This is a genomic window from Streptomyces sp. NPDC002795, assembly GCF_042888725.1.
Lineage (GTDB): Bacteria > Actinomycetota > Actinomycetes > Streptomycetales > Streptomycetaceae > Streptomyces.
Genome location: NZ_JBIAQB010000014.1, coordinates 220,886 through 231,724 on the forward strand (window position 1 = coordinate 220,886; position 10,839 = coordinate 231,724).

Annotated in this window: 13 protein-coding genes and 1 pseudogene; 5 read left to right on the forward strand and 9 right to left on the reverse strand. The window is 70.2% G+C overall.

Annotated elements, in window-relative coordinates; genetic code table 11:
* Positions 1–5: 5 nt before the first annotated feature.
* Complete coding sequence (locus ACFYWS_RS34865; protein WP_389283106.1) at positions 6–209, reverse strand: hypothetical protein; 204 nt, start codon at positions 207–209, stop codon at positions 6–8.
* A gap of 128 nt (positions 210–337) precedes the next feature.
* On the opposite strand from ACFYWS_RS34865, the gene upp reads away from it, so the two are divergent.
* Positions 338–973: a uracil phosphoribosyltransferase gene (gene upp, locus ACFYWS_RS34870; RefSeq protein ID WP_389283108.1), complete on the forward strand. Its 636-nt coding sequence runs from the start codon at positions 338–340 to the stop codon at positions 971–973.
* Positions 974–1,049: 76 nt separating this feature from the next.
* Here upp and ACFYWS_RS34875 read toward each other — a convergent pair whose 3' ends face one another.
* The 5 genes from ACFYWS_RS34875 to ACFYWS_RS34895 form a co-directional block, all read right to left on the reverse strand.
* On the reverse strand, positions 1,050–1,700 hold the full coding sequence (locus ACFYWS_RS34875; protein ID WP_389283110.1) for a LytR C-terminal domain-containing protein: 651 nt from the start codon (positions 1,698–1,700) through the stop codon (positions 1,050–1,052).
* 115 nt (positions 1,701–1,815) lie between these two features.
* Positions 1,816–2,112, reverse strand: a complete 297-nt coding sequence (locus tag ACFYWS_RS34880; protein ID WP_360849173.1) for a type II toxin-antitoxin system VapB family antitoxin — start codon at positions 2,110–2,112, stop codon at positions 1,816–1,818.
* 244 nt (positions 2,113–2,356) lie between these two features.
* Positions 2,357–2,494, reverse strand: coding sequence for a hypothetical protein (locus tag ACFYWS_RS34885; protein WP_389283111.1), 138 nt, complete (start codon positions 2,492–2,494; stop codon positions 2,357–2,359).
* Positions 2,495–2,552: 58 nt separating this feature from the next.
* A complete protein-coding gene (locus ACFYWS_RS34890; RefSeq protein ID WP_389283113.1) occupies positions 2,553–2,894 on the reverse strand; it encodes a hypothetical protein in 342 nt (113 codons plus the stop codon).
* 106 nt (positions 2,895–3,000) lie between these two features.
* Entirely contained in the window at positions 3,001–3,600 is a 600-nt protein-coding gene (locus ACFYWS_RS34895) for an HhH-GPD-type base excision DNA repair protein (RefSeq protein WP_389283156.1), read from the reverse strand.
* 74 nt (positions 3,601–3,674) lie between these two features.
* Here ACFYWS_RS34895 and ACFYWS_RS34900 point away from each other — a divergent pair, with 74 nt between their 5' ends.
* Positions 3,675–4,016: a cupin gene (locus ACFYWS_RS34900; RefSeq protein WP_389283115.1), complete on the forward strand. Its 342-nt coding sequence runs from the start codon at positions 3,675–3,677 to the stop codon at positions 4,014–4,016.
* A 79-nt stretch (positions 4,017–4,095) separates the two neighbouring features.
* Positions 4,096–5,997, forward strand: a complete 1,902-nt coding sequence (locus ACFYWS_RS34905) for a propionyl-CoA synthetase (protein ID WP_389283117.1) — start codon at positions 4,096–4,098, stop codon at positions 5,995–5,997.
* Here ACFYWS_RS34905 and ACFYWS_RS34910 read toward each other — a convergent pair.
* From ACFYWS_RS34910 to ACFYWS_RS34920, 3 genes are all read right to left on the reverse strand, one after another.
* A complete protein-coding gene (locus ACFYWS_RS34910) occupies positions 5,974–6,675 on the reverse strand; it encodes a sensor domain-containing protein (protein WP_389283119.1) in 702 nt (233 codons plus the stop codon). The two genes, ACFYWS_RS34905 and ACFYWS_RS34910, sit on opposite strands and share 24 nt — an antisense overlap.
* Positions 6,676–7,252: 577 nt before the next feature.
* A complete protein-coding gene (locus tag ACFYWS_RS34915; protein WP_389283121.1) occupies positions 7,253–8,608 on the reverse strand; it encodes an FtsX-like permease family protein in 1,356 nt (451 codons plus the stop codon).
* 7 nt (positions 8,609–8,615) lie between these two features.
* A complete protein-coding gene (locus tag ACFYWS_RS34920; RefSeq protein WP_389283123.1) occupies positions 8,616–9,404 on the reverse strand; it encodes an ABC transporter ATP-binding protein in 789 nt (262 codons plus the stop codon).
* Between the two features lie 146 nt (positions 9,405–9,550).
* Here ACFYWS_RS34920 and ACFYWS_RS34925 point away from each other — a divergent pair, with 146 nt between their 5' ends.
* Entirely contained in the window at positions 9,551–10,429 is an 879-nt protein-coding gene (locus ACFYWS_RS34925; protein ID WP_389283125.1) for a LysR substrate-binding domain-containing protein, read from the forward strand.
* 178 nt (positions 10,430–10,607) lie between these two features.
* Positions 10,608–10,742: pseudogene (locus ACFYWS_RS34930) on the forward strand (YdcF family protein); the annotation flags it as partial.
* Between the last annotated feature and the right edge of the window lie 97 nt (positions 10,743–10,839).

Below are 10,839 nucleotides of genomic sequence, written 5' to 3' on the forward strand. Positions count from 1 at the left end.
GCCCGTCACCAGCGAAACGTGCGCATCCGCATCTGCTGCCGCATCCGCGCGGCCCGGGCGCGGCGCGGCTGGACCCGGGCGCGCAGCTCCCGCGCCTCCGTCAGCTCCCGCAGGAACACGGCCCGCCTGCGCCTGCGCTCGGCGTCCGTCTCCGGCTCGGGTGCGCCCGGCCCCCGCTCGGGCCGCTCCCGACGCTTCTCGTCCGCCATCGGCCACACCACCCCAGTCCGCCCAGTCGGCGCCAGTCGGCGAGTCCCTTCCACCTTCCCTCCGTAGCGGCCGTTGATGCCACCGCGCGGGGGAGCCGCGGCCCTGTGGCCCGGTTACTGTTGAGGACATGCGGATCCACGTCGTCGACCACCCTTTGGTGGCGCACAAGCTCACCACGCTGCGCGACCAGCGCACCGACTCCCCGACCTTCCGGCGCCTGGCCGACGAGCTGGTCACCCTGCTCGCCTATGAGGCGACCCGGGACGTGCGTACCGAGCAGGTCGACATCGACACCCCCGTCTCGCGGACGACCGGCGTCAAGTTGTCGCACCCGCGCCCGCTGGTGGTGCCGATCCTGCGCGCGGGCCTCGGCATGCTCGACGGCATGGTGCGCCTCCTGCCGACCGCCGAGGTGGGCTTCCTCGGCATGGTCCGCAACGAGGAGACGCTGCAGCCCGCGACGTACGCGACGCGGATGCCGGACGACCTCTCCGGGCGCCAGGTGTACGTCCTGGACCCGATGCTGGCCACGGGCGGCACGCTCGTCGCGGCGATCCAGGAACTGATCAAGCGCGGTGCCGACGACGTCACGGCCGTGGTGCTGCTCGCCGCCCCCGAGGGCGTCGAGATCATGGAGCGCGAGCTGGCCGGCACGCCGGTCACCGTCGTGACGGCCTCGGTCGACGAGCGGCTCAACGAGAGCGGGTACATCGTCCCGGGCCTCGGCGACGCCGGGGACCGCATGTACGGGGTCGCGGAGTAGCCGACGCCGTACAGGAACTACAGGAACGGAGAAAGCCGCGGACGACCGTCCGCGGCTTTCCGCTGTACGGGTCCCGTCAGCAGCCCGCGCCGGACGCCGAGGGCTTCGGCTTCGGGTGGGTCAGCGCCGAGAGCGCCTTGTCCGCGGCCGGCTTCTTCGCGAGCTTCTTGAAGCCGGAGCCGATGATCAGGTCGACCTCGGTCGGCTTCGCGCGCTTGTCCGCCTTCAGCTCGGCGCCGGTCAGCTGCGTGCCGAGGACCGGGAGGGCCGCTTCGGTGGCCGCGGAGGCGCCGAGCAGCAGGCCGGGCCCCTTGACCTTCTTGTCGTACGCCTTCGTGGCGTTACCGACGTCACCGATCTTGAAGCCGCGCTTCTTCAGCTCGTCCGCGGTGTCCTTGGCGAGGCCGCCGCGGGCCGTGGCGTTCAGAACGTTCACGGTGATCTGGGAGGGGTTCGGCAGCTTCTTGGCCGCCTTGCCGGGGGACGGCGACGCGCTCGGCTTCTTCTCGCAGGAGCCGGGCTTCGCCCCCGCGGCGCTGGCCTTGTCGCCCCCGGTGAAGATGTCGACCAGCTGGAACGAGCCCCAGCCGATCAGCCCGATCGCGGCGACGGACGCGACCACCGCGAGCACGATCCTGTTGCGCGGGCGCCCGCGCCGCATGCGGGGGTACTTGTCCCCTGTGATGCGGTACTTGCCGCCCATGCCGGGTGGAGTGAGCATGCTCATGAGCGCAGCGTAATCCTGTGTGACGACGATGCCTATTAAATGATCACGGTCAGTCGCTCAGTCCAACCCAAAAGGGCCAATACGGACCTGAAGCGCCGTCAGCCGGGAAGTGCCCTCAGCCGAGCTCGAGCACGCGCGCGTGCAGCACCTGGCGCTGCTGGAGCGCGGCGCGCACGGCGCGGTGCAGGCCGTCCTCCAGGTAGAGATCGCCCCGCCACTTCACGACGTGCGCGAAGAGGTCGCCGTAGAACGTCGAGTCCTCGGCGAGCAGGGTCTCCAGATCGAGCTGGCCCTTGGTCGTCACCAGCTGATCGAGGCGGACCGGGCGCGGCGCGACGTCCGCCCACTGCCGGGTGCTTTCCCGGCCGTGGTCGGGGTACGGCCGGCCGTTTCCGATGCGCTTGAAGATCACACGGAAAGCCTACCGGGCGAGGCTCTCCGGGCGCAGCCATGGGGACGCGGTACACAGCCGGGAAATACCGTGCTGAACCGGCTCCAACCGGGTCCAGTCGAGCCACCCACAGGGGCCTGAAATGAGTGGCGCCGTGGGTGAGTTGGCGGGAAGAAGGCGTGTCCGTGGCTCTTCCGGGGTAGTCACGCGCGCTTCGTTGACGGGTGGTTCCCCGCGTCCCGTGCGGGGGCGCGGGGAACCGGCTTCAGCGGCCGTTCTTGCTGCCCGGTGCCGGCCGTTCCCGCGAGGTGGGCGGGGGTGTCTTCTCCGTAGAGGTGCGTTCGCCGCGTGCGGCCTCCGCGCGCATCAGGGCGCGCAGAAGCGCGTAGGGGTCCTTGGTCATGAGGGTGCTGCCGTCCTTTTCGAAGTCGTGCGTGCTGACGGATCCGGGGCGGGTCCTGTCAGCAGCGCAGGACGACGGTGCGCAGGGCGCGGTGGGACGGCGGTGCGGGGTGCGCCGTGGTGTCGGGGCGCGCGGCGACGAGGGGGCGCGGAGGGGCGCACGGGGGCGGGGTCGTGAGGAGCCGGACGGGGTGGCCCGTCGGCAGCCGGAGGGCCTCCTCGGAGGCGTCCCTGGTCCCCTCGCCCGGCTCGCAGGAGGAGGCGGCGGCGGGCGGCGGCGCCGAGGCCCCGGCGGGCGTGGCGGCGAGCGGCGCGAACAGCAGGGCGAGCACCATCACGAGCACACGCGCCAGGGCCGGGGCCCGGCGGCCCGGGGCGGCGGTGGAGGGCGCGGCGCTCATGCCACGTCATGTGCCCGCCACCGGCCACGAGGCGATCCACGGAGCCGTAGATCCGCCCTCATGGGCTACGAGGAGGTCAGCGGGCTGACGCGCCCCGCCCGCCCTGCTACTTTTCGGCCTTCGCCGCCTTCTCCGCCTTCGCGGCTGCCTTCATCTCCTGCTTGTGGGCGCGCACCTTGGTGAGGGACTCGGGTCCCGTGATGTCGGCGACCGAGCGGAACGCCTTCGGCTCGCCGTACGCGCCCGCCGCCTCGCGCCAGCCCTGCGGCCGCACCCCGAGCTGCTTGCCGAGCAGAGCCAGGAAGATCTGGGCCTTCTGCTTGCCGAAGCCGGGCAGCTCGTTGAGGCGCCGCAGCACTTCCTTGCCGGTGTCGACGCCCTCCCACACGGCGGCCGCGTCCCCGTCGTAGTGGGCGACGAGGTACTGGCACAGCTGCTGCACGCGCTTGGCCATGGAGCCGGGATAGCGGTGCACGGCCGGCTTCTCGGAGAGCAGTGCGGCGAAGGCCTCGGGGTCCTGGGCGGCGATCTCGTAGGCGTCGAGGTCCTCGACGTTCAGGCGCGTGGCGATGGTGCGCGGGCCCGCGAACGCCCACTCCATGGGCACCTGCTGGTCGAGCAGCATCCCGACGAGCGCGGCGAGCGGACTGCGGCCGAGGAGTTCGTCGGCGGCGGGTTCCTGGGCGAGGTGGAGGGTGACGTCCATACGGCTCATACGTCGATGATCGCGCGGCGCCGTCCGGGTCGCACAGCGGCGCCGTCCGGGGTACCCCTGACGTCATGACTTCCACGACGCCCGCCCCGTACGATCTCGCGGCCCTCGCCGACGACCACCTGACCGCGGCCCGCAAGGCCGAGCACGGCCGCAGCGCCGAACTCCTCATCAAGGAGGACCCGCTGCTGCGGCAGAGCGTCATCGCGCTGACCGAAGGCAGCAACCTGGAGGAGCACAACGCCCCGCCGGCGGCCACCCTCCAGGTGCTGCGCGGCCAGGTCCGCCTCACCGCGGTCTCCGGCGACGTCACCCTCACACAGGGCCAGCTGCACCCGATCCCGCAGGAACGGCACGGGCTCCTCGCGCTGACGGACGCGGTGGTGCTGTTGACGGCGGTCACCGCCTGACCTGATCGTGTTCCCGTCGCTAGGGGAGCCCTGTCGCCGGGGGCTCCGCGGGCCGGGTTCTGCGCAAAGGAGTGCGGGCATGCCGTCGTACGAGGAAGTCTTCCGAGCGAGCACCGATGACCCAGAGGGCTTCTGGCTCACGGCGGCCGGCGCGATCGACTGGGACACGCCCCCGACCAGGGCCCTCGACTCCTCGCGGGCCCCCTTCCACCGCTGGTTCCCCGACGGTGAGCTGAACGTCTGCCACAACGCGCTGGACCGCCATGTGGCGGCGGGCCGCGGCGCGCAGCCCGCCCTCGTGTACGACTCCCCGGTGACGGACACCAAACGCACGTACACCTACGAGGAGTTGACCGACCAGGTCGCCACCTTCGCCGGGGTGCTCGCCGGTCTCGGGGTCGGGCGCGGCGACCGGGTCGTCCTCTATATGCCGATGGTCCCGGAGGCCGTCGTCGCGATGCTCGCCTGCGCGCGGATCGGGGCCGTGCACTCGGTGGTCTTCGGCGGTTTCGCGGCGAACGAGCTGGCGGTGCGGATCGACGACGCGGCGCCGAAGGTCGTCGTGTCGGCGTCCTGCGGGGTCGAGGGGGCGCGGGTCGTCCCGTACAAGCCGCTCCTCGACCGGGCGGTGGACCTGTCGCGGCACAAGCCGGACGCCTGTGTGATCCTCCAACGTCCGCAGGGACCGGGCGAATTGACGCCGGGCCGGGACGTGGACTGGGCGGAAGCGATGCGCGAGGCGCGCCCCGCGGACTGCGTCGCGATGGCGGCGACGGACCCGCTCTACATCCTCTACACGTCCGGAACGACCGGAAAACCCAAGGGGGTCGTCCGCGACTGCGGCGGTTACGCGGTGGCGTTGCGCTGGTCCATGGAGGCCGTGTACGACGTGGGCCCCGGCGAGACCATGTTCACCGCGTCCGACGTGGGCTGGGTCGTCGGCCACTCGTACATCGTGTACGCCCCGCTGCTTGCCGGCGCCACGACCGTCCTCTACGAGGGGAAGCCGGTCGGCACCCCGGACGCGGGCCAGTTCTGGCGGGTGGCGGCCGAGTACGGGGTGAAGACGCTGTTCACGGCGCCGACGGCGTTCCGGGCGATCAAGAAGGTGGACCCGGAGGGGCAGTTCACGCGCGCGTACGACCTGAGTGGCCTGAAGTACCTGTTCCTGGCGGGGGAGCGGCTCGACCCGGAGACGTACCACTGGGCGAGCGAGCTGCTCGGCATCCCGGTGATCGACCACTGGTGGCAGACCGAGACGGGCTGGCCGATCGTCGCGAACCCGGTGGGCATCGAGGCGGCGCCGGTGAAGCCGGGCTCCCCCACGTTCCCACTACCCGGCTGGGACGTACGCGTCGTGGACGGCGACGGCAAGCCGATGCCGCCCGGCGAGGACGGCGCGATCGTCGTCCGCCTCCCCATGCCGCCCGGCTCCCTGCCCACCCTCTGGAACGACGACGAGCGCTTCGTCTCCTCGTACCTCTCGGCCTTCGACGGCTACTACCTGACCGGCGACGGCGGGCACGTGGACGAGGACGGCTACGTGTTCGTGCTGGGGCGGACGGACGACGTCATCAACGTGGCCGGCCACCGCCTGTCCACGGGTGGTATGGAGGAGGTCCTCGCCTCGCACCCTGACGTGGCGGAGTGCGCGGTCATCGGGGTGGCGGACTCCCTCAAGGGCCAGGTGCCGCGCGGCCTCGTGGTGCTCAAGGCGGGTGTCGCGTCCGATCCCGCGGTGATCGAGGCGGAACTCGTCCAGCTCGTACGGGACCGGATCGGCGCCGTCGCGTCCCTGAAGGAGGTCGCCGTGGTGGCGGCCCTGCCCAAGACCCGCTCCGGCAAGATCCTGCGCCGGACGATGCGCGGCATCGCCGACGGCCTGGACGAACCAGTGCCGTCGACGGTCGATGACGCGGCGGTCCTGGACGCGCTGCGCCCGGTCCTCACGCGCGGGTCAGCGGGTGCCGCCGAGCAGTGACCGGACCGCGACACGGTCGAGGTGCGTCAGCCCGCGCACCAACTGCGGCGTCAGGAACACGAGCACGAACCCGATGGCCGAGACCGCGGCGATCTGGACGGGCGACTCCACGTAGTACGCGTGGTGCACGCCGGCGTCGGTCGTGAAGTCGTAGATCGGGTAGCCGGGCCAGTCCAGGTAGCGGTGGAAGACCCAGGAGTAGGCGGGGAAGAGCGCGACCACCCAGCCCGTGACCAGGAAGGTGACGGACAGGACGAAGGACAGCACCCGCCACGGGAACATCACCGTGTGGAAGAGCAGCGCCTTCCACCCGGCGGCGTCGGCGAGCCGCCCCCGCAGCCCGGCTCCCGGCGCGGCGGGCGCCGCCACGTCCAGACCGAGCAGACCGCGCGCCCTGCCCCGCTCGGCCGCACCGAGACCGCGCGCGCCGCCCAGCGCCGCCGCGAGGACCGGAAGGCCGATCCACACGACGAGCGTGCTCACACCCAGAGCGAACATCGTCACGGCGAAGACGAACCCGGCGATCGCGACGGGGAGCGACGTGAGCGTGTGGCCGATCTCGCGGTAGGTGACGCTGGAGAACGGCGCGCGCCAGAACCCCGGGCGGGAGTACGAGCGGTCCGGGGCCTGCGGCGCGGTCGGGGTGGTGCTCGCGTAGGACAGCGTGGTCGAGGTCATGCCACCAGCTTCGCGATTCGAGAGCGCCGGGGACATGGGGCTGCGGGGTGTCTTGGGGGTGGGGTTTTCCCCAGGGCGGGGCGCTCCGCGCTGGATCCGGCCCGAGAAAGACGAAGGCCCGGACCGATTGCTCGGTCCGGGCTTTCTGCCTGCGGAGGATACGAGATTCGAACTCGTGAGGGGTTGCCCCCAACACGCTTTCCAAATGTTCGCCCGGAGGTCCGCAGGTGTGCGAGAGCGTCCTGACCTGGGCCGCAGTCGGTGGCGGTCGGTCTTCCGAACGGTGCTGTACGACGGTGAACGCAACCAGAACCGCAACCACGGTTCACCGTGTTCTGCGCCGACAGGACCTCCGGGGATTGCGCACTGACCTGCTCATCGCTCGTGCTCGGAAGGTGGGTTTCCGGGAGCGAGGTCTGTCGGGCCACGGCATCGGCGATGGTCGCGATCAGCTCGTCGGTGTTGGCCCAAAACCAGCGCTTGAACTCATCGCTTGCAGCGGCACCGAGCGCGCGTCAGGCACTCTCTCGTTGTGCAGGTGGAGCCAGTCGGCGAAGGCAGTCGTGACGCCCTGTTCTCATGCCATCGCTTCAATGGTCTGCTGGCGCAGAAGGCGTCGGGTGGAGCCGAGGCCCGCTCCCAGGGTCGCTGTCACCGCCACTGCAACAATTCCGACGAACAGCCATGGCGTGACGGCGGGGATCCATTGATCGGTGCGGACCATGCTGTAGGGGATCACCGTGCACATCCCGGCCACAGCGCCCGCCACGATGCCGGTGAGGACCACCAGGGCTCCTTCGGCGCGGACCGTGGCCAGCACCTGCGGCGGGGTGGCTCCGGCCAGGCGCAGTTGGGCGAACTCGCGGGCCCGCTGTGTGGTGGCGGCGATGATCGTATTGATGAGCATGATGCACGCGAAGGCCACGATCATGCCGATGACGACGAGGTTAAGCGTCTGGATGTTGGTCTGTTCGTTGGTGGCCGTGTATCCGGCGGCCTCTGCGGCCTGGTTCTCGATCAGTTGCAGATAGAGGATGCCGGTGCCGATCCCGGTGAACAGGATGACCGGCGTGAGTGAGGCCGCCGCCTGGCCGGTGCGGTGGCGCAGGTTCTGCACCATCAGGTAGCCGGCGGTGCTCCGATGCGCGAGCAGCCGGCCGACTGCGGCGATGGCCAGGCGGACCAGCCCGGGGGCGAGGAGCGCCAGTCCTATGGAGACCAGGATGGCGGACTGCCCGGCCACCGGCATCGCGTCGGGACCCTTGTCGCGCAGCGCGGTGAGGGTGAGCACCCCCAGATACACGCCGGCGACGATCAGCACGACCGCTGGAACGATCCGCTTCCACGTCATCCGGCCCGTGTCGGTGGCGGCGTCGAGGAGGACCTCAGTCACCCTGCTCCGCGCCTTTGCTCGTGCGTTCGTCCAAGCGGCGAGCACGCTGGAGAGCACGGTGACGCCGAATCCGATCGAGAGCGCGATCGGGCCGAAGGCGAAGCTGACCTGCGCGTCGACCTGCCCGGTGTCCACCAGCAGACGGAGCAACTGCGAGCCCGCGGCGTACGCGGGAGCGACGGCTGCCGCCGCGGCGACCAGCGCGACCAGTCCGGCCTCGGCGACGACCATCCTGGTGATCTGAGCGGGAGTGGCGCCCGCGCTTTTCAACAGGCCGATTTCAGCGGAGCGTTGGCGTACGGACAAGCCGATGGTGGAGGCGGCGGCGAAGGCGACCAGGCACAGACCCCAGCCGCCGACGACGCTGCCCATCGTGGTGAGCGTCTCTTCGCCGGCCGCGGAGATGCGGTCGGCCTGGCCGGCGGTGTCCAGCATGGCGGCGAACGCCATGATCATGACTGCACCGAACAGAAGCACCAGGAAGGTCGCGAGGAACGTGCCCGCGCGGCGGGTGAGCGAATTGCGGGCCAGACTCAGCATGACGGTGTCACACCCTTCCGGCGGCGGTGGCACGGTGGGCGACCTCGTCGGCGAGCAACGTCATCCACTCGGCCACCCCGGCGGCCGTCGGGTCGGCCAGCCGGCCCACCAGAACCCCGTCGGCGAGGAACAGCACCTGGTCGGCGTAGGAGGCCGCGACCGGGTCGTGCGTGACCATCACCAGCGTGCGGCCGTCGATGCGTACCGCCTCCTGCAGCAGCCCCAGCACCTCACGGGCGCTGCGGGTGTCCAGAGCCCCAGTGGGCTCGTCGGCGAAGACCAGTTGGGGGCGTGTCACCAGGGCGCGGGCGATGGCCACTCGTTGCTGCTGGCCGCCCGACAACTGCGAGGGCAGGTGGTCCAGGCGGCTTCCGAGCCCGACGCGGGTGAGTACCTCGACGGCCTGATGACGGTCGATGCGCTTGCCGGCGAGTCTCAGGGGAAGCGTGGTGTTCTGCAGGACGGAGAGGGTGGGCAACAGGTTGAAGTGCTGGAAGACGAATCCGATCCGGCCACGCCGGAACTTCGTCAGCTCCGCCTCGCCCACCCCGTTCATCTCGACTCCGCCGACCAGGATGCGCCCCGAAGTCGGGGAGTCGAGTCCGGCCGCGCACTGGAGCAGTGTGCTCTTTCCCGAGCCGGACGGGCCCATGACTGCGGTGAACGTGCCTTTCTCCAAAGCCAGAGTGACGCCGTCCAGCGCGGTGACGTCGCCGCTCGCCGAACGGTAGACCTTGGTGATGCCGTCCAGGCACAGGGCCTGTTCGGTGTCGAGGACAGAAGGGGGTCCGGGCATGGTGATTCCTCCATGATGGTGGGGCTTGTGATGGCGGAGCGCCCGGAAAGGGCGGTAACTGCACCGTGCCAGCACCGAAGTGGGTGATCAACGGCCGTCTGCGACGGTCAGCGATTACCTTTCACTTATCGGTCCGAGGGGGGTCAGTGGAGCTGCGGGACATCGAGATCTTTCTGACGCTGTCGGAGGAACTGCACTTCGGGCGGACCGCCGAGCGCCTCCATGTGACTCAGGCCCGGGTGAGCCAATCGATCGCCAAACAGGAGCGGCGCATTGGCGGGTCCCTGTTCCGACGCACCAGCCGACGGGTGGAGCTGACCTCCATCGGTGCGCGCCTGTATGCGGAACTCAAACCCGCGTACCAGCAGATCCTGACCAGCACCCGGACTGCGGCCGAAGCGGCACGCGGCATCCACGGCATGCTCACGATCGGCACGATGGGCGCGCTGTACCAGATACTCACCAACGCCAACGCTGCGTTCCGCCGGCAATACCCCGCCGCAGAACTCAGCTTCGTCGAGGTGCAGCCCACCGCTCCCTTCGCCGGGCTGCGCTCCGGCGAGGTCGACCTGGCACTGCTCTGGCTTCCGGTCCGCGAAAGCGATCTGACGGTGGGCCCGGTCATGAGTGAGCGGCCGTTGGTCTGCATGGTCGGATCCGAGCACCCGCTGGCGAAGCGGAGCTCGGTACGCATGGAAGATTTCGGCGACTACGAAGTCCCCTCGTCCAGACCTCCCCTCCCGGCGTACCACGAGGAGGGGTTGATCCCCTTCCGTACGCCCAGCGGACGCCCCATCAGGCGCGGCACCAAGATCTCGACCTGGCAGGAGACGCTGATAGCCGTCGCCGTTGGCGAAGTCATCCAGTCGATCCAGGCGGAGGCCGCCGACTACTACCCGTGGCCCGGCATCGTCTACCTCCCTATCGACGACGCACCGACCGGCCGCTGGGCCCTCGTGTGGCGAACCGATGCGGAGACCCCGCTGCTTCGCGCCTACATCGAAACTGCCGGGTGCGTTGCGTAGCGGTCCGGCAGGTGCGGGAACGCAGCAGCCGACGGACATGTCGGACGAGGAGTGGTCGGCTTCCCCACTGCCTGCTCGGAGATGACCCCACTCCTGTTCGATGGATCTCCCTACTAATACGGCACTTGACCTGCGGACGGACGCCGTAAGGAGGGGCCGCCCTTCCTGAGAGGCCCTCGCCGCCGGCATCACCCCGACGACGGTGATGCCGGTCTCCAAGCCCTGCATGGAACGGCGGCCGTTCGCGACCGCTCACAAGTTGTGGCCCGATGTCGAGATCATCTGCGCGTCTGAGCCGCTGGAGTTCGACGACTAAGACGTCGTCTCATTTGGTGCATCGGCGGTAGCAGATGAGGGTGCTGGCGATGCCGACGAATGCGAGGAAGTGTTCGGCCTTGCGCTCGTAGCGA